The organism is Capnocytophaga sputigena (assembly GCF_900446695.1).
In the GTDB taxonomy this organism is placed as follows: domain Bacteria; phylum Bacteroidota; class Bacteroidia; order Flavobacteriales; family Flavobacteriaceae; genus Capnocytophaga; species Capnocytophaga sputigena.
The window spans coordinates 126325-143526 of record NZ_UAVP01000003.1 but is presented as its reverse complement, the minus strand read 5'-3'; the positions used below and the strand labels follow the sequence as shown (position 1 = coordinate 143526).

At 36.0% G+C, this 17202-nt stretch carries 19 protein-coding genes and 1 tRNA gene; 9 read left to right on the top strand and 11 right to left on the bottom strand.

What is annotated here, in order from left to right:
• Positions 1-56: 56 nt before the first annotated feature.
• The 5 genes from DR017_RS00815 to DR017_RS00795 all read left to right on the top strand — a co-directional run bounded on the left by DR017_RS00815 (position 57) and on the right by DR017_RS00795 (position 4550).
• Positions 57-1004: a DUF4421 family protein gene (locus DR017_RS00815; protein ID WP_002679022.1), complete on the top strand. Its 948-nt coding sequence runs from the start codon at positions 57-59 to the stop codon at positions 1002-1004.
• A 172-nt stretch (positions 1005-1176) separates the two neighbouring features.
• Complete coding sequence (locus DR017_RS00810) at positions 1177-2433, top strand: tetratricopeptide repeat protein (protein ID WP_040361137.1); 1257 nt, start codon at positions 1177-1179, stop codon at positions 2431-2433.
• A gap of 94 nt (positions 2434-2527) precedes the next feature.
• On the top strand, positions 2528-3280 hold the full coding sequence (truA, locus tag DR017_RS00805) for a tRNA pseudouridine(38-40) synthase TruA (RefSeq protein ID WP_002678982.1): 753 nt from the start codon (positions 2528-2530) through the stop codon (positions 3278-3280).
• Between the two features lie 61 nt (positions 3281-3341).
• On the top strand, positions 3342-3866 hold the full coding sequence (locus tag DR017_RS00800; protein ID WP_002678966.1) for a tetratricopeptide repeat protein: 525 nt from the start codon (positions 3342-3344) through the stop codon (positions 3864-3866).
• A 111-nt stretch (positions 3867-3977) separates the two neighbouring features.
• Complete coding sequence (locus DR017_RS00795) at positions 3978-4550, top strand: DUF3109 family protein (RefSeq protein ID WP_002679093.1); 573 nt, start codon at positions 3978-3980, stop codon at positions 4548-4550.
• Positions 4551-4641: 91 nt separating this feature from the next.
• Here the strand turns inward: DR017_RS00795 and DR017_RS00790 are convergent.
• From DR017_RS00790 to pyrE, 11 genes are all read right to left on the bottom strand, one after another.
• Positions 4642-4715 (bottom strand) — tRNA-Met (locus DR017_RS00790).
• Positions 4716-4844: 129 nt separating this feature from the next.
• Complete coding sequence (locus DR017_RS00785) at positions 4845-5723, bottom strand: CPBP family intramembrane glutamic endopeptidase (protein ID WP_002678946.1); 879 nt, start codon at positions 5721-5723, stop codon at positions 4845-4847.
• Between the two features lie 9 nt (positions 5724-5732).
• Positions 5733-7802: an alpha-L-fucosidase gene (locus DR017_RS00780; protein ID WP_002679088.1), complete on the bottom strand. Its 2070-nt coding sequence runs from the start codon at positions 7800-7802 to the stop codon at positions 5733-5735.
• Positions 7803-7824: 22 nt separating this feature from the next.
• Positions 7825-8913 carry a CapA family protein gene (locus DR017_RS00775; protein WP_002678991.1) on the bottom strand — a complete coding sequence of 363 codons (1089 nt, stop codon included), beginning with the start codon at positions 8911-8913 and terminating at the stop codon, positions 7825-7827.
• Complete coding sequence (locus DR017_RS00770) at positions 8910-10049, bottom strand: AAA family ATPase (RefSeq protein WP_002679001.1); 1140 nt, start codon at positions 10047-10049, stop codon at positions 8910-8912. Before DR017_RS00770 ends, DR017_RS00775 begins: the two co-directional genes overlap by 4 nt.
• A 151-nt stretch (positions 10050-10200) precedes the next feature.
• A complete protein-coding gene (locus tag DR017_RS00765; protein ID WP_002679138.1) occupies positions 10201-10986 on the bottom strand; it encodes a Bax inhibitor-1/YccA family protein in 786 nt (261 codons plus the stop codon).
• Positions 10987-11093: 107 nt separating this feature from the next.
• Positions 11094-12161, bottom strand: a complete 1068-nt coding sequence (gene fbaA / locus DR017_RS00760; RefSeq protein WP_002678943.1) for a class II fructose-bisphosphate aldolase — start codon at positions 12159-12161, stop codon at positions 11094-11096.
• Positions 12162-12237: 76 nt separating this feature from the next.
• Positions 12238-13296 carry a chorismate synthase gene (gene aroC / locus DR017_RS00755; RefSeq protein WP_002679140.1) on the bottom strand — a complete coding sequence of 353 codons (1059 nt, stop codon included), beginning with the start codon at positions 13294-13296 and terminating at the stop codon, positions 12238-12240.
• Complete coding sequence (locus tag DR017_RS00750; protein WP_002678944.1) at positions 13296-13688, bottom strand: hypothetical protein; 393 nt, start codon at positions 13686-13688, stop codon at positions 13296-13298. Before DR017_RS00750 ends, aroC begins: the two co-directional genes overlap by 1 nt.
• Before the next feature lie 42 nt (positions 13689-13730).
• A complete protein-coding gene (locus tag DR017_RS00745; RefSeq protein ID WP_002679107.1) occupies positions 13731-14507 on the bottom strand; it encodes a DUF695 domain-containing protein in 777 nt (258 codons plus the stop codon).
• A gap of 25 nt (positions 14508-14532) precedes the next feature.
• Positions 14533-15174 (bottom strand): orotate phosphoribosyltransferase, encoded by a 642-nt coding sequence (gene pyrE, locus DR017_RS00740; RefSeq protein ID WP_002678999.1) that lies wholly within the window; start codon positions 15172-15174, stop codon positions 14533-14535.
• Positions 15175-15180: 6 nt separating this feature from the next.
• Here pyrE and DR017_RS00735 point away from each other — a divergent pair, with 6 nt between their 5' ends.
• Genes DR017_RS00735 through DR017_RS00720 form a run of 4 tightly spaced genes read left to right on the top strand, consistent with a single transcriptional unit; the run spans position 15181 to position 17196 of the window.
• On the top strand, positions 15181-15789 hold the full coding sequence (locus DR017_RS00735; RefSeq protein ID WP_002679148.1) for an NUDIX hydrolase: 609 nt from the start codon (positions 15181-15183) through the stop codon (positions 15787-15789).
• The gene (locus DR017_RS00730) at positions 15770-16198 is read left to right on the top strand and encodes a hypothetical protein (protein WP_002678997.1); all 429 of its coding nucleotides are present in this window, start codon (positions 15770-15772) and stop codon (positions 16196-16198) included. The genes DR017_RS00735 and DR017_RS00730 overlap by 20 nt, the downstream gene beginning before the upstream one ends.
• Positions 16195-16569 carry a fluoride efflux transporter CrcB gene (gene crcB, locus DR017_RS00725; RefSeq protein WP_002678937.1) on the top strand — a complete coding sequence of 125 codons (375 nt, stop codon included), beginning with the start codon at positions 16195-16197 and terminating at the stop codon, positions 16567-16569. The genes DR017_RS00730 and crcB overlap by 4 nt, the downstream gene beginning before the upstream one ends.
• A 12-nt stretch (positions 16570-16581) precedes the next feature.
• Positions 16582-17196, top strand: a complete 615-nt coding sequence (locus DR017_RS00720; protein WP_002679023.1) for a DUF4230 domain-containing protein — start codon at positions 16582-16584, stop codon at positions 17194-17196.
• Positions 17197-17202: the final 6 nt, after the last annotated feature.

Below are 17202 nucleotides of genomic sequence, written 5' to 3'. Positions count from 1 at the left end.
TCTTACGAGACTTTAGCAAAGTTCAACAAAACCTTTCCTTTTTAACTTCTAACAGGATGAAATATATAGTTCTTTTTTTCTTATCAATCACTACTTTATGGGCACAAGATACCACTACTACTAAAAGGTATCAATATAAAGTGTGGATAAAACCGTCATTGAGTATTAATTATCTCGCAGTTGATATAGAAGATTCTCCTATAAATATAAATCTAAAAAATAAAACAATATTGCCCAACTATCCTCTTACAATGGGGTTGGGTTTAGGAGTGCATAATACCTATGTAAACCTAGACTATGCCAGAGGTTTAATGCCTTTGCGCAATGAAAATAAATATGGAAAAACGAGCTATTTTGATTTTCAAATACATTCTTTTATTAGCAATAAGTTTTTGTTAGACCTTTATTACCAAAGTTATAAAGGTTTCTATTATGAAAATGGTCAAAATATACATCTTCTCAAAGATGCTCGTGTACAACAGATAGGAAGTGAATTTTTATACTTCACCAAATGGAGAGAAACCTCTTTAAAAAATATTTTTAATCCAGAAGGTAATCAATTAAAACCTTTATTTAGTTTTTATGTTGGAGGAGGCGTTTTCTATCATAAACTCAGTTTGCCTCTTATAGATCCAGATAGAACTGACGATTTCAAGCATATACAAACTGGGTTAAGTGGAGGGGTAGCCAATCTTTGGCAAATTGCCCCTAATCTCACCTTTAGTGGTTTAGTAGGATTAGGATTCTATTTTGGGGGAGAAACAGCTCCTATAAGTAAAATGAAAATTAATCAATATGTAAATTTTAGATACAATATTGCTCTTACTTACAAAATTAAAAACTCAACAATAGATTTTTCAATACTACATAATAATAAACGAGTATATTTTAATAATTCCGACCTTGTAAGTATTAAAAACTCTACTTTTAGAATTAGTTTTACACAACAACTCAATGTAACTACTCGCCATAACAACAAAGTGATGAGGTTCTTAGGAATGTAATCTATTCCTTTTGAGAAAACAATAATCTAATAATCAAAATAATACAATTGGTATAATATTTGTTTCTAAATAAAAAGTTAAAAATATTTGGTATTTTTAAAATAAAGCACTACATTTGCGAATTATAAATAAATACATAAAACAAAAAACTGTTTTAAAATTGCAAAACAATATGAGAAAACCATTATTAATGGCTGCTGCGCTACTTATTTCGGCAGTCGCATTCGGACAAAAAAAAGAACTTAAAGAGATTGAAAAACAAATCCGTAAAGGTGATTTAACATCAGCTCAAAGTGGTTTAAATGCCATCAAAGGAAGTGTAGAAGGCACTGAATTTGCTCCTCAGTTTTATTTTTTAGAAGCTCAAGCTAATATCGAGCTAACTAAGAAAAACAAAAGTTTGGCTTCTTTGCAAAACGCTACCGCTGCTTTTGCTAAAGTAAAACAATTAGAAGGCGGTAAAGGAAAATATACTAATCAGTTACAATCATTAGCTGATGAAGCTATAAACTTTGCAGTAGGACAAGCTCAAGAAAAGTACAAAGCTAAGGATTACAAAAATGCTTCAGTAGCTTTTGAACAAGTATATCGCCTTAGCGCTCGCGATACTGTGTTCTTGTACAATGCTGCTGTAGTAGCAGTAGAAGGCAAAGACTATGATAAAGCCGTGAAATTGTACTCAGAACTTAAAGACCTTGGTTATGATGGAGCTGAAACACTTTATATCGCAACCAATAAACAAACTAAACAAGATGAGACTTTCTCTGATAAAAACCAAGCTGAACTAATGGTAAAAGCAGGGACTCACGAAAAAGCAAGAGTTGAAAAAACACCTTCTAAACGCGCCGATATCATAAAAAACATAGCCTTTATCTATGTAGAACAAAAGAAAGTTGATGAGGCTATCAAAGCATTTGAAGATGCTAAAAAAGCATATCCTAAAGATGCAAACATCATCCTTGCTGAAGCTAATGTATACTTGCAGTTAGATAATAAAGAAAAATTCAAACAACTAATGCAAGAAGCTGCTCAATTAGATCCAAATAATGCTGACCTTCACTACAATATTGGAGTAATCAATATGCAACAAGGTAATATTTTGGAAGCACGCAAAGGTTTTGAACAAGCACTTAAAATTAAACCTAACTACGCTGATGCAGCTTTGAATATCTCTACTACCTACATCAATGAAGGTAATGGTTTGATTGAGCAAATGAACAAATTAGGAAATTCTAAAGCAGATATTGCTAAATTTGAAGCATTAAGAGACCAAAAAGATGGTTTATTCAAAAAAGGTGCTGAAGTATTAGAGAATTATACTAAAGCAAATGGTAATGTTGAAAACATCTTAGAACAATTGAAAAACATCTATGGAGCTTTAGGAGATAGTGCTAATTTCCAACGTGTAAAAAAACTTTTAGGACAATAATTGAATCCTATGAAAATGAAAAATAGGAATTAGAGAGAAAAGTCTAATTCCTATTTTTTTATTCCTATTCAATAAAATATTTTATTTTGTCGAAATGCGTTATTTTATAGAACTCTCTTTCTTTGGTAAAAATTATCACGGTTGGCAATCTCAACCAAAGGCTATTTCTGTGCAAGAAGTTTTAGAGCAAGGACTTTCAACAATACTTCGAACTCCTATAAGTGTAGTAGGAGCAGGGCGTACTGATAGTGGTGTACATGCTTCACAAATGTTTGCTCATTTTGATGTAACCGAACCTTTACCTACCAACTTTGTACATAGATTAAACGCTTTCTTACCAAAAGATATTGCTGTTCATAACATATATGAGATGAAACCAAATGCTCATACCCGATTTGATGCCCTCAAACGTACCTATCAGTATCATATTAGTACTCAAAAAGATGTGTTTGCTTATGATTATGCAATGTTTTTCACTCATACATTAAATATAGCAATAATGAATGAAGCTGCTCAAATTCTTCTTGATTATAGCGATTTTCAATGTTTTTCTAAAACTCATACCGATGTAAAGACTTTTATATGCAAAATTTATAAAGCACATTGGGAGAAAATAGACAAACAACTAGTCTTTACCATCATAGCCGATCGTTTCTTGCGCAATATGGTGCGTGCTATTGTAGGAACTCTTATAGATGTTGGATTACAAAAGCTATCACTCACAGACTTTGAAGATATTATTCTCAGTAAGAATAGAAGTAAAGCAGGAGCTTCAGTGCCAGCTTGTGGATTGTTTCTCACTCATATAGAATATCCTGAAGAGCTCTTTATTCAAAAAATCAATTAAATTATTAGTATTATTCAGTGAAATTCATTACTTTTGCAAACTTTTTTAAATAAAACTAGAAATGAAATATCTACAAAACAAATACTTAAAAATAGTTGTAGCTGTCCTTATTGTAGCTTGGGCAGTATACCAATTCACTCGAGGAAATATAGGAAATGGCATTGCTCTCATTTTTCTATCACTTATTCCTATTTTATTGTATTTTCGCAATGAGTTTATATTACTTACCTTTTTGCGTTTGCGAAAACAAGATTTCGCAGGAATGGAAAAATGGCTTGGCAAAATCGTAGACCCTGAAACAGCCTTATTACGTAAACAACAAGGCTATTACAACTATATGTACGGAATTATTTATTCACAAAAAAATCTTACACAAGCTGAAAAATACTTTCGTAAAGCCTTGCAATTAGGGCTTACAATGAGTTACGATGTAGCAATGGCAAAATTGAGTTTAGCAGGTATAATGATGCAAAAACGCAAAAAACGCGAAGCCCAAGAACTTCTTACAGAAGCTAAAAAATTAGACAAACAAAACCTTATGACCGAACAGATAAAAATGATGCAACAACAACTTAAGAAAATCTAAATTAAGAGTAGGTCAGTATATTGATTTTAAAAATTTTAAAACAGATAAAAGAGTTAAAAGTAACATTTTGCTCTTTTATTTTTTTATTGTTAACATAGTAACTTAATAAAAATGATACAAATAGCTAATACCATTATTTCAGAAGATATAGTAGAAAGAGATTTTGTTTGCAACCTCAGTGCTTGTAAAGGAGCTTGTTGTATAGAAGGAGATGCGGGAGCACCTATAGAAGAGCGAGAACTCAATATAATGAAACGTATTTATCCAGAAGTAGCACCATACCTTACAGAAGAAGGAAAGAGAGCCATAGAGGAACAAGGAATATATGTAAAAGGAGAAGATGGAGATTGGGAAACCCCATTGATAAATGGGGGAGAATGTGCTTATGTAGTACGAAATGAAAAAGGTTGGGCACTTTGTGCTATTGAACAAGCATATAATGATAAAAAAATAGAATGGAAAAAACCTATATCTTGTCATTTATATCCCATACGTTTGCAAGAGTATAGTTCATTTACAGCGGTAAATTATCATCGTTGGAGTCCTATATGTGATGAAGCTTGTACTTTAGGGAAAGAGTTAGAGATGCCAATCTATAAATTTGTAAAAGAAGCCCTTATTAGAAAATTTGGAGAAGAATGGTATAAAAAATTAGAACTTATAGCAGAACATTTGAAAAAGTGATAATGAACATAGAGAAAACTAAAAACTGACACAGCTATTTTAAGAAGTTAGGCGTAATTAGTTGATTATCAAACTAATTACGCCTATTTTGTAGCGAAGACGGGATTTGAACCCGTGACCTTTGGGTTATGAATCCAACGCTCTAACCACCTGAGCTACCTCGCCATTTTTCGTTTATCATTTCTTTGCGGGTGCAAATGTACTACTTTTTTTTATATCGACAAATTTTTATTCAACTTTTTTAATTGTAATATGTATAGATTTATAAAAGTATCTGATTATCAAATATAGTATTTAATTTAATAATCGTTCTTTCCATTCTTTCCAACTGTATTTCTTAGCATAGATATACAATAAAAGGGGGAAACACAATATTAAAGGCATCCAAATACTGAAACCTAAGGTTGGTTCTGAAATATCGCGTAGTATGGAAGGTACTTGAAATACTGTCCAATCGGAGGTGACTAAAAGGGCAGTAAAAAGGTTATTAGCGGCGTGAAATCCTAAGGCTAATTCTAAACCGTCATCCATTAGGGTTGTGATACCTAAAAACAGACCTGTACCGATGTAATAAATAAGTAAATTGTAGCCTAATTTTTCTACCTCGGGATTGGCTATATGCATTAAACCAAAAGTAATAGAGGTAAAAAGCAATGGAAACCACGCACTTCGCGTTGCAAGTCCTAAGCCTTGCATTAAATAGCCTCTAAAGAATATTTCTTCAAAACTTGTTTGTAAAGGGATGAACAATACTACTATTACAAGTAATTTCAAGAAAGGTATCCATTGGAAGTTCCAAATATAATCATTGGGACTGATGAATAAATAGTCTATACAAGTCATTGCTATGGTTATGCTTCCCCATAGCCCAAAAGCAAACCAAAATCGTTTCCAACTGATGCTTGGTCGGGCGGTGATGAGGGCTACTAACGGCTGACGATGAACGTATTTTACCCATAACAATAATAATCCTAAGAAAATAGCAAAGATTACTAAATTTTCAAATAAGAATTGTAATTCTCCTTTTTGAGAAATTTCTTGCTGGATAAGTGCTGTAGTGTCTAAAAATTGTGCTACAAAAAAGTTCAACCCTGTAAAGGCAAAGAACAGGGTTGAAACTATAATATAAAGCCATTTTGGGCTTTGTGATAATCTTCCGTTTGTAAGATACATAACTTTACTTTATTGTGTAATGATTCCTATTTCGGCATACGATACTCTATTGGTATCATCGACTGTTTTTACAGCTGTGAGTTTGATGTAACGAGCTTTTTCTTCAGCAAATGTAATACGTTGTTCAATAGGATTGTTTTTTATATTACCAAACTCTCCTTCGCTTACTTTCTTCCAATGAATATTATCAGTACTTACTTCAAAAATATAATGGCTGATAGTTCCTTCTGCCCAACGGTCTTGTGAAGGTAAATAGATAAATCCTTTTAGGTTTAAAAGTTCTCCTAAATCAATAGTAACAGCTGTAGGTGTTTTGCTTTTTTCTTGGATAAACCAAGAAATGGGGTCTTCATCTACTATTTTTTGAATATCATTGATAGTAGAGAGTACTTTCCATTTTGTTTTAGGAATATCTAACGAATAAGAAGCTACTTCACTATACAATTTTTTACTTTGGTCGTAGGCTACAAACTTGAGAGTTGTAGGATGAGTAACAGAAAAAGGAGTAGTGTAACGCAACGATTTATCGGTAGGATTACTGCCGTCTAAAGTGTAGAAAATTTCGGTAGATTCATCGGCAGGGGTAAGCGTTACTTGTCCGTTTTTATCACGGCTAAACTTAGGTGTTACTAATAAGGCAGGAGCATTATACAACCCTATGTTGCTAATGAGAGGAGAGGCTTTGGCGTCTAATATTGTAAAGCGTACTTTAGTAGCTGTTACAGGGGGAAAACGCAATAAGCGCTTGTAGCCAATAGTAGTTTGTTCATCTATAGTTTCCCATTTTCCATCTTTTTGGTATTCTAATTTGAATTTTTTTATGCGTTGTCCTAAAGGGATGTATTCTTGAGCCATAAAGCGATTGAAGGTTGTAGGCTTGGTAAAGTTTATATCAATGGAAGCTTCGGTTAGGCCTTCATCGGTTGCCCAATAGGTATTTTTATCGTTGTCAATAGTTTTTTCAGCGCTGAAAAACTTGTGATTTTCGCGAATATTAGAAGCCGTTATAGAGGCATCAGTTACGAGGTTATGTGCAAAATCTGCTTCTATAACTTTTTTGAGTTCCATTAATCTCTTGATGTCGTTTTCGTGTACTAAACCGTGTCTATCTATAGGTAGATTCAGCAATAAATTGTAACCACGACCTACTGAAGCGTAGTATATATCAACCATTTTTTCTAAGGGGCGCACTTGGTGGTCTTCACGTGCGTGGTAATACCAACCTGGACGGATAGATACATCGGCTTCAGCGGGAATCCAATTGATGCCATTTTCATCGCCTTCGCCTAAGTGATGTAGATGCTCTTTTCCTTGTAAGGAAGGGTTAGAGGTAAAAGGATTCCAATTAGTAGGTGTACCATAGCCTAATTCATTGCCTATCCATCGGATATTAGGACCTTCATCGCCAAAAATAGTGGCATTGGGCTGTAATTCGCGTACTATAGCGAATGTTTTATCCCATTGGTAATATGTATGAGCATCGATAGTGCGGGTTTCGTTAGCACCACCATAATAGCCAGAACCGCCATTAGCTCCATCGAACCATACTTCAAATATTTCGCCATAATTGGTGAGTAATTCTCGGAGTTGATTATGGAAATAGGTTACATATTCGGGTCTGCCATACTCGGCGTGGTTTCTATCCCAAGGGGAGAGGTATACACCGAACTTGAGTCCTGCTTTTTTGCAAGCATCGGAAAGTTCTCTAATTACATCGCCTTTACCGTTTTTCCAAGGGGAGTTTTTTACAGAATGTTCTGTGTATTTTGATGGCCATAAGCAGAAGCCATCGTGGTGTTTAGCGGTAATAATTACCCCTTTCATACCAGCATCTTTAATTACTTTCACCCATTGATTTACATCTAACTCAGTGGGGTTAAACAAGGCAGGATCTTCACCACCCGTACCCCATTCCATATCGGTGAAAGAGTTCATATTGAAATGGATAAAAGCGTAGTACTCCATTTCGTGCCAAGGTAATTGATATGAAGGAGGAAGAGCTCCCACAGGTTTTGGAGCTTCAGGATTTTTACAAGTTATCAAGCAAAGTGCTGATGCTAAAAATAAAAATTTTTTCATAATTGTGAATGATTGATGATGATTATTCTTTTTCGTTGATAAAAATATTCTTTTTAAATAGTTTACGCGAGTTGTCTATAAAGATATTCATACTATCTTTGGCAGTCTCGGAGAGCTCTTTGTAGGAAGCTGTTTCATATTCTTTGCAAGGCAATATTTCAAAAAGGTATTTTTTATTAGTTTTAAGGGTACGATTCACCCAAACTAAATAATATCCTTTATCGGCGATATGAGTGCCTCGCGCGTCCTTAAAGAGAGTTAGTTCTACCATAGCGCCTCCATCGGAAGGGGATTTACGTTGGTTAGATATAAAATTACCGAGAGAATAGACAACAAGCTGTTCCTTATGAAGTCCTGTTTGTGGATAATAGTACATAGGTTGTAGCACGTGAGGGTGTCCACCTATAATGATATCTACACCATTATCAAAAAGAAATTGAGCTACATCTTCCTGTTTTTTGTTTTGTTTTTGTTGGTATTCTATTCCCCAATGTATTACTACTATCAACTTGTCGAGATGTGTTTTTTTAGCTTTCTCGATATCTTCTTTCATTAGATTAAAGTCTATACGGTTTACTATAGTAGGTTCAGGGACGGGTAAGCCATTAGTTCCATAGGTATAATTGAGAATACCAACTGAAATTCCATTTTTAGAAAGCACTAAAAGATTTTTTTTATCAAACTCTGCTTTGTTGCGGAAAGTGCCTGTATGAGCTATTTTAAGAGAGTCGAGCACATCTAAAGTGCGGATGATTCCTTTTTTACCTCTATCACAGGTGTGATTGTTAGCAGTTACTAACACATCTATCCCGCTATCTCTACAAGCGGCAGCCAAGGCATCGGGAGAGGAGAATTGAGGGTATCCTTTGTAAGGTTTTCCTGCTAAAGTAACTTCCAGATTGGCAATTGCAAAATCTACTTGAGCGAATTTGTGTTTAATTTTGTCAAACACAGGCATATAGTCATATTGCTTAGTATCAGCGTTGTAAGCTCCTTCTACTTGAGGGATATGCCCCATTACATCCCCCATAAAGAGCAACGACATTCGGCTACTAGTTTCTTGAGCAAAGCTTATTGAAAAGAAGAGAAAAGTGAGTAATATGCGTATCATTTAAAACCTATTTTAGTTTGTTTGTTTTGTTCTTTTAGTTCTTTTACATCTATATTGGTGAGTTCAGCCAAAGAATAAGGTTTATCTACAATGAATTCTCTATCAGTAGATTGTAAATACTTATTGCATTTTTCGACTGTTAGTTCTTTAAACTTATATTCGGCTATTAATCTTCCTTTGCGCAATAGGGCAGAGTCTATTTTAGAAATATCGGAATTGAAAGTACATATCAATTGGCATTCCAAGACATCAGAGAGCATACCATCGGCTATGTTTAGGATAGAGGATACAACATCGGTATTGCTGTTGAGAGCAGTACGTTCGGCTATGTAGTTTTCACAGTCTTCGAGTACTAATACTGAATTTTTATTGTCTATTAGTAAACCGATAAAGGTAGGGTCGGTAAGAGAGCCAATCATTGAGGTAGGCACAAAGATAAATTTCTTATTAGGGATTTGACTTGTAAGCCATTTGATATAATTAGTTTTTCCTGATCCTGCAATTCCGTGAAAGAGCACGACACCTTTATTTTCATTGGTAAGGGCATTCTTCACTCTATTGTGTACCTCAAAGAAATCATCATTATACATTGTCTCGAAATCAATGCGATAAGGCTTGATAGTATGCGTCCTAACCTCAAGCCCTACTTGTGTCTTCAACAAAATAGAAACCTTAGAATCTTTAGAAACATACTTCTCTATATACTCTGAAAACAAAGTAGTAAGATGTTCCTTAGCCTTAGGATTGGTATTCTGATAATGTACACAACTCACTCTGTAAAGTCCATCTTCAAAAATCTGATTGTCATACTCATTAGAAAGATTTTTATCTATTAATATAAAAACCTCTAAAGCAGGATGATAATAGCATTCTTCCGATTCATATAATTCATTTTGTTTAGAAGCATAATCTACAGTATAATAATCTGTGCATTTTTCAAAATGTTTCAGTTTATCACGTTGGATTACCAAATCATCACTTCCCAGATAGATGTGAGCCATCAAATCGTCAAGTAAAGAGCGAAACGGGTTTGAAAAAGTAAGGAGGCGATATTTATCATATACATCTATATGGTCATCACTATCAAGTTGTAGGATATTAACAGGGTGATAATATTTAGATTCTTTTATTTTCATAAGCAAAATAATAAGTTGCAAAAGTAGTATATAATTTATAAATTAGCAAACTTTATAAAATAAAAAACTTTGCCAAAGGACGACCTTCAGCAAAGTTTCAATATGTTGTTTTTCATTAGCAAATTAACTAATTAGAAAATTTGGCTAATTCTTAGTTTCTTCTTGATAGTAAGATTCTCAATACGTACCAGAATAGTAACATTACTGATGAGAACAATTGTAAGGCTGCAGCTACATATTGGTCGGTGCTATATACGTTTTTGATGTTATAGGTTTCGTATAGAATTCCTCCAGCAGCTAAAGCTACCATTGCTACTGAAAACCAAAGTCCTAAGTCAAAACTAAAGATAGCCCCTGCAACGATCAATCCTAATGCAACGAAACCTCCTATTACTAATACACTACGCAAGAATGAGAAATCTACACGAGTGAGAAACACTACAGCAGTAAGTCCCGCAAACAATGATAAGGTAATGATACCCGCTTGAGAAATGATAGCTAAACCTTCACTAAGATCCATTGCTATGTAAATCATCGGTAAGAAGATGATTGCTTCTAAAAGTACATAAATACCTAAGCCTCTATATTGGGTACTTCTATCTTGGGCTTGTGTCCATTTATTAGCAAGCATAGAGCCCAACCAGAACCCGCCCAAGATAAGCAACCATACGAAAGGACTACTTACCATAGAGATAATTAATTTTGGGGGTACTATATTTATCAAAATAGCTTCTACTACTATAAAAGCCAAAAGTGCTATTGCTACGTGAGAGTAGGTTTTACGGTAGAAAGTAGCTTGTTCTATATTAGTTGCATACGATACTAATTCAGGAGCATTGTTGTTCTGATAGTTAGTATTGTAGTTGTTGTTGAAATTCAAGTTATAGCTATTGTTGCTATTACTATTGTTGTTTAGATTGTAATTGTTGTTGCTCATAAAAAATTATTTTAAAAGTATTTGTTTTTTTTAGTAAATCAAAAACTTTGCCAAAAGATCTACCCTGATACTGAGTAGCCTTTTGGCAAAGTTTATCAAGGGGAATACTATAAAGTATTTACGTTGTTAAGATCTTCGAAAGCTTTTTTCAAGCGGGTAACGAAAGTTTTTTCACCTTCACGAAGCCATACACGAGGATCGTAGTATTTTTTGTTAGGAGCTTCAGGACCTTCAGGGTTACCTATTTGACCTTGCAAGTAAGCAGCTTTGGCTTTCATATAGTCGCGAACACCTTCGGTGAAAGCGTATTGCAAGTCGGTATCAATGTTCATTTTGATAACACCGTAAGAAATAGCCTCGCGGATTTCTTCGAGAGTAGATCCAGAACCGCCGTGGAATACGAGGTCAAGAGCATTATGACCTAAGTTGTATTTTTTAGAAACGTAGTCTTGAGAATCTCTTAAGATTTTAGGAGTTAATTTTACGTTACCAGGTTTGTACACTCCGTGAACGTTACCAAAAGCGGCAGCGATAGTGAATTGAGAGCTTACTTTAGAAAGTTCTTCATAAGCGAAAGCTACATCTTCAGGTTGTGTAAAGAGTTTGTTGCTATCAACGTGAGAGTTATCCACTCCATCTTCTTCACCACCAGTCATACCGAGTTCGATTTCCAAAGTCATATCCATTTTGCTCATACGTTCGAGGTAACGTTTGCAAGTTTCGATATTTTCTTTGATAGGCTCTTCAGAGAGGTCAATCATATGAGAGCTAAAAAGAGGTTTTCCTGTTTCTTTGAAGTGTTTTTCAGAAGCTTCGAGCATACCGTCTAACCAAGGAAGTAATTTTTTAGCACAGTGGTCAGTATGCAAGATGATAGAAGCGCCGTAAGCTTCGGCTAGTTGGTGAACGTGTTTTGCTCCAGCTACAGCTCCAAGAACTGAAGCACGTTGGTTGTCGTTAGAAAGACCTTTACCAGCCATAAACTGAGCGCCGCCATTAGAGAATTGGATAATCATTGGGGCGTTTACTGCTACAGCAGTTTCTAAAGCAGCATTGATAGAGTTAGAACTGATAACGTTGGCTGCAGGAAGAGCAAAGCCTTTTTCTTTGGCGTATTTGAATACTTCTTGTACTTCTTTTCCAAGAATTACGCCTTTTTTAATGTTATGTGCCATTTCTTTATTAAGATATAATTAGTTTTCAAATTGAGACCGCAAAGATATAAAAAATCTATTGAACTATCAAAATAATTTAGTGTTTTTTATTTAACAAACAAAAATCTAATAGTACCATTGCTGTCATTGCCTCAACAATAGGTACAGCGCGGGGTACTACACAGGGGTCGTGTCTGCCTTTACCTTGCATAGTTACTATGTTGCCTTTGCTATCGAGGGCAGGTTGTTCTTGCATAAGGGTAGCTACAGGCTTGAAAGCTACTCTAAAATAAATATCCATACTATTGCTGATACCCCCTTGTATACCGCCTGAATAGTTGGTTTGTGTAGAGCCATCGGGGTTGAAAAGGTCGTTGTGCTGACTACCACGCATTGTAGTACCCGCAAAGCCACTACCATATTCAAAGCCTTTTACGGCATTGATAGAGAGCATCGCCTTGCCGAGTTGTGCGTGGAGCTTGTCGAACACAGGTTCGCCCCAACCTATAGGCACACCTTTTACTACACAGCTTACTACTCCGCCCACTGTGTCGCCTTCTTTACGAATAGCTTTGATATAGGCTTCCATTTGTTCTGCTAAGATAGGATCGGGACAGCGCACGGCATTGGTTTCGGCTATGGCTAAATCGAGGTCGGTATAGGGTTTAGTAAGGGAAAGCTCGCCTACACTTGATACATAAGCGTTGATTTGTATTCCTTTGAGTACTTGTTTGGCAATAGATCCTGCTACCACACGGCTTACGGTCTCGCGTGCTGATGAGCGTCCGCCTCCACGAACATCACGAATACCGTATTTCTGTTGATATACATAATCGGCGTGGCTGGGACGGTATACCTCGGCTATATGGGCATAATCGGCTGAATGCTGATTTTCGTTTTCAATGATAAAGCCAATAGGGGTGCCTGTAGTCTTGCCGTTTAAAATACCCGAAAGGAAGCGTACTTTGTCGCCCTCTTTGCGCTGGGTAACAATAGCCGACTGCCCTGGACGGCGCCGATCAAGCTCGTGCTGTATGGCTTCAAAATCTAAAAGAATATTGGGGGGACAGCCATCAATGATGCCTCCTAATGCCTCGCCGTGTGACTCGCCAAAGGAGGTGAGCCTAAAAAGAGTGCCAAAGCTATTGCCTGCCATTATAAGTCTTTCATTTTTGTTACTAATACCTCTATAAACTTGCTGATGGGCGTTTTGACCATCATTGCCATTATGGGATTAAAATCCCCTTTGAAGAGTAGTTGCACTTCGCTTTCTTTATCTGATATTTCAGCAATATTGGTAGTGAGCTGAAAGGGGATTTTACCATTTGCTTCTCCTAATACTAGCTGGCTATGGGGGGTACTACTTTTCTTTTCTAAATAAATCTCAGGCATTCCTTTTAAGGCAAACACAAAAGAAGTGTCGCTGAGTTTTTCAAATTTGCTGATGTTTTCGGGCATCAAGCGTTCAAAGGTTTCTACTTTTTCTAAGAGAGTAAAGAGGTCTTTAGCACTCTTGGGGATGATTGTTTTTTGGGTTTCTAAATTCATTGGATAATTTGTCAATTTGGTACGAGCCGCACGGGCAATTTGTTATTTTACTAAAACGGTTTCCCAGCCGTCGTACTGGCCATTGGTATCGAGAGCTACATCTATCAAGTCCCAAGTATCGGGGTCGATAGCCTCTATGGTATTTACTTTGGTAATTATCAATTGGTAGCCTAAATCTTCGTTAGGGTCATCACCTTCTTCGGGTTCTATTTTGCCACTTTCTTGTATTTCATAGCCTAAGGCTTTCACCTTATCGATAGCTTCAGCCATATCCTTTTCAGTGTTGAAATACAACCAATGGTCTATAGGGCGCTCTTGGTCAGTATGGTCGCCAGACTGCTCGCAATGGTGTCGTACAGCACTGTTTTTGATGCTTTGATGTTCGTAGATATTTGGGTAAAGAAATTCTGTATAGGTTTTCCATTCGGGGTCGTTGGCTACTTCTACTTCAGGAGTATAATTGCTTGTATTAAAAGCCTCTTCTAACGAGGGAGCTAAGGCAGCCGCATTTTGAGAGTAGAAATACCAAGTAACCGCCCCATCAAAAGTTAAAACCCCAGCTAATAGGTCGGTTTCCTTGAGTAGAGGCATTAGGCGTGTATCTTCTATATCATAGAGAAGCTCGCGTTCTTGGTCGGATGAAAAGCCGTGTTCATCAGGATTTTTTAGCACGATGTTTACTCTCACACAATGAGTGAATTGAGGGAGCGGTAAATCAGTTTCGCCTAAACCTAAATTAAGGCGAAATACGGCGGGTTTATCTTCTACTCTACCGATGTAGACAGCCCAGTTTTCAGGGATTTCTGTTTTTTGAGTCATATTAATTTACTGATTTTTCAATTTGTTAATTCTTCCAAGTGTCGGGGCTTTTGCGCCATTCTTTAAGAGTATCGAGTTCATACTCGCTGATGTAGCCTATTTCTAAAGCTTTAACCAGCAGATGGTCGTAGTCACTGAGGGTATGAAGGGAGAGTTTTTCGGAAGCAAAATTGGCATTTGCCACCTGAAAGTTATACGAGAAGATAGCCACCATACCTAAAACTTCAGCGCCGAAGTCGCGAAGGGCTTTTACAGCATTGAGGCTACTCATACCTGTGCTGATGAGGTCTTCTATAACAATTACTTGTTGTCCTGCAGAGAGTAATCCCTCTATTTGGTTTTGACGACCGTGTTTTTTAGGTTCAGGACGCACATAGACAAAGGGCAATTTGAGTGCATTAGCTACTAACATTCCCATTCCGATAGCTCCTGTAGCAACCCCTGCTACCACCTCGGTAGAGGGATAATGGTTTTTGATATAGGTGGCCATAGTGTTAGCAATGTAATTGCGAATCTCTGGGAATGAGAGGATTATGCGATTGTCGCAATAAATAGGCGACTTCCAACCACTTGCCCACGTAAAATAATTTTCAGAATTCAATTTTATTGCGTTAATTTGCAGTAAAAATTCGGCAGTACGTTGTGCCGTAATGTTATCTAAAATCATAAGCTTATGTATGAAATATTTTTAGACGATAAGTCGATTATTTTGACAAATGTACGAGAAAATATTGAGAACGTCAAATATTTTCCATTAAAAGATGTAACCTTTGATGAAATCATCAAGGAATTAGGTCGTAAAGAGGTAAGTAGAATATATCTCTATCACCCTAAGGAAGAGAAACTTATAAAGAAATTTAAGAAGCTTGTACCCACTATAAAAGCGGGAGGAGGCGTGGTGTATAATGAGGAAGGAAAAGTACTACTTATCAAGCGACACGGCAATTGGGATTTGCCCAAAGGGAAGAAAGAAAAGGGTGAAAATATAGCCACTTGTGCCTTGCGTGAAGTAGAGGAAGAAACAGGGGTAAAAAAACTCTTGATACAGCGTTTTAGGACAATTACTTACCACCTGTTTAAGCGCGATGGACACTACTTTTTGAAAGAAACCTATTGGTATGATATGACCACTACTTACAAGAAGAAGTTAGTCCCCCAAACAGAGGAAGGTATAGAGAAAGTATGTTGGAAAGATGAGGCAGAGGCAAAAGAATTGGTGAAGAACTCGTATAAGAATATTCAATTGGTATTAGGCGTTAGAGATGGAAAAGAATTTTTATGATTTAGAGCTTATCAAAATATTAGAAGAGCATATAGAAGATGGAGATTTTCAAATAATAAGCTCTGATATTTATGTAGATAAGGTGAATGCTAACTTACCTTTTGTGGGGAGTAGGGTAGATTTTGAGCTATTGGATGAGTATCAAAGAATGTTTTTTGATGAGAATGAAGCCATTGTAGCTTTTGTAAAGAGTATTGCAATGGAGGCGGGGATAGCACCAGATGAAAAAGTGGTGTATTTAGGAGATAATGTATCGAACCTAACCTATATATTCTCATTTAAATATTTAGAAAAAGTCATAGTAGATATATTGGATAATATACCTGAACATCATTACTTTTTATCTGAAAGAATGAAGTGGATTCTATATATATCGTATGAGGATTGTGCAGAGTTTGCGTTGATATGATAAAAGATATACTAATAGTTGGACTTGGTAGCTTTGTAGGAGGCACATTGCGTTATATGCTTTCAATAGCCTTTAACAAGATAGCACGTACTTGTACATTCCCAATAGGCATTTTGGTAGTAAATGTATTAGGATGCTTTCTTATAGGTGTATTGTATAGCTATTTTAAGAATAGAGTAGGGGAGAGCTTTTTACCCTTATTGCTGATGACAGGTGTTTTGGGAGGTTTTACAACATTCTCTACTTTTTCATTGGAGGTACTGCAGTTATATCAACAAAATGAACTACTAAAAGCCATTCTTTATGTAATAGTTAGTGTAGGAATTGGTATTTTGGCGTGCTTTTTGGGGTGTATTGTAGGTAATAAATAAAGTATAAAAATAATGAAGAAATTTTTATTAGGAGTAGTCGTAGCGGTCGCCGTATTGCTACTTATAAAATATTTTAGCGATAAAAAAGAAAGTCAAGAACGATTAGAAGCTGATACAGCCCTAATACAAACACAAATCGCAAATGTGAGCAAACTGGTAGTTACTGAAGGTCATTTTGCTGAAGTACTCTCGTATACCGATACTCAAAAGTACTTTATGGATTTGCTATCGTTTGATAAGAAAATCCTCACAGTAGTAAATGCTGATGTAACAGTAGCTTATGATTTGCACAAAATCGACTATGAAGTAAACGAAGAACAAAAGAAAGTTATCATTAAATCGTTACCAGAAGCTGAGGTGAAGATTTACCCTACAATGAAGTATTACGATGTAAGTCAGAGTCAGGTAAACCCATTTACCCCAGCCGATGTAGAGAAAATACAGAAAAAAGTAAAAGCAGAATTACAACGCAAGGTAGATGCTTCTACTTTGAAGAGCAATGCTCAAAACAGATTACTTACTGAGCTTTCTAACCTTATCTTTGCCACTCGTGCCGTAGGTTGGACATTAGAATACCAAAACACACCTATTGAGAACAAAGATGATTTTAAACTTCTGAAACCATAGAGATAA

Bases quoted from the DNA above. Each gene is read 5' to 3' on its own strand.
- DR017_RS00775 (WP_002678991.1), bottom strand. From the start codon at position 8,913: ATGATACGCATATTACTCACTTTTCTCTTCTTTTCAATAAGCTTTGCT.
- DR017_RS00735 (WP_002679148.1), top strand. From the start codon at position 15,181: ATGTATGAAATATTTTTAGACGATAAGTCGATTATTTTGACAAATGTA.
- DR017_RS00720 (WP_002679023.1), top strand. From the start codon at position 16,582: ATGAAGAAATTTTTATTAGGAGTAGTCGTAGCGGTCGCCGTATTGCTA.
- DR017_RS00730 (WP_002678997.1), top strand. From the start codon at position 15,770: ATGGAAAAGAATTTTTATGATTTAGAGCTTATCAAAATATTAGAAGAG.
- DR017_RS00745 (WP_002679107.1), bottom strand. From the start codon at position 14,507: ATGACTCAAAAAACAGAAATCCCTGAAAACTGGGCTGTCTACATCGGT.
- DR017_RS00765 (WP_002679138.1), bottom strand. From the start codon at position 10,986: ATGAGCAACAACAATTACAATCTAAACAACAATAGTAATAGCAACAAT.
- DR017_RS00810 (WP_040361137.1), top strand. From the start codon at position 1,177: ATGAGAAAACCATTATTAATGGCTGCTGCGCTACTTATTTCGGCAGTC.
- DR017_RS00800 (WP_002678966.1), top strand. From the start codon at position 3,342: ATGAAATATCTACAAAACAAATACTTAAAAATAGTTGTAGCTGTCCTT.
- DR017_RS00780 (WP_002679088.1), bottom strand. From the start codon at position 7,802: ATGAAAAAATTTTTATTTTTAGCATCAGCACTTTGCTTGATAACTTGT.
- DR017_RS00795 (WP_002679093.1), top strand. From the start codon at position 3,978: ATGATACAAATAGCTAATACCATTATTTCAGAAGATATAGTAGAAAGA.
- aroC (WP_002679140.1), bottom strand. From the start codon at position 13,296: ATGGCAGGCAATAGCTTTGGCACTCTTTTTAGGCTCACCTCCTTTGGC.
- DR017_RS00770 (WP_002679001.1), bottom strand. From the start codon at position 10,049: ATGAAAATAAAAGAATCTAAATATTATCACCCTGTTAATATCCTACAA.
- pyrE (WP_002678999.1), bottom strand. From the start codon at position 15,174: ATGATTTTAGATAACATTACGGCACAACGTACTGCCGAATTTTTACTG.
- DR017_RS00785 (WP_002678946.1), bottom strand. From the start codon at position 5,723: ATGTATCTTACAAACGGAAGATTATCACAAAGCCCAAAATGGCTTTAT.
- crcB (WP_002678937.1), top strand. From the start codon at position 16,195: ATGATAAAAGATATACTAATAGTTGGACTTGGTAGCTTTGTAGGAGGC.
- truA (WP_002678982.1), top strand. From the start codon at position 2,528: ATGCGTTATTTTATAGAACTCTCTTTCTTTGGTAAAAATTATCACGGT.
- fbaA (WP_002678943.1), bottom strand. From the start codon at position 12,161: ATGGCACATAACATTAAAAAAGGCGTAATTCTTGGAAAAGAAGTACAA.
- DR017_RS00815 (WP_002679022.1), top strand. From the start codon at position 57: ATGAAATATATAGTTCTTTTTTTCTTATCAATCACTACTTTATGGGCA.
- DR017_RS00750 (WP_002678944.1), bottom strand. From the start codon at position 13,688: ATGAATTTAGAAACCCAAAAAACAATCATCCCCAAGAGTGCTAAAGAC.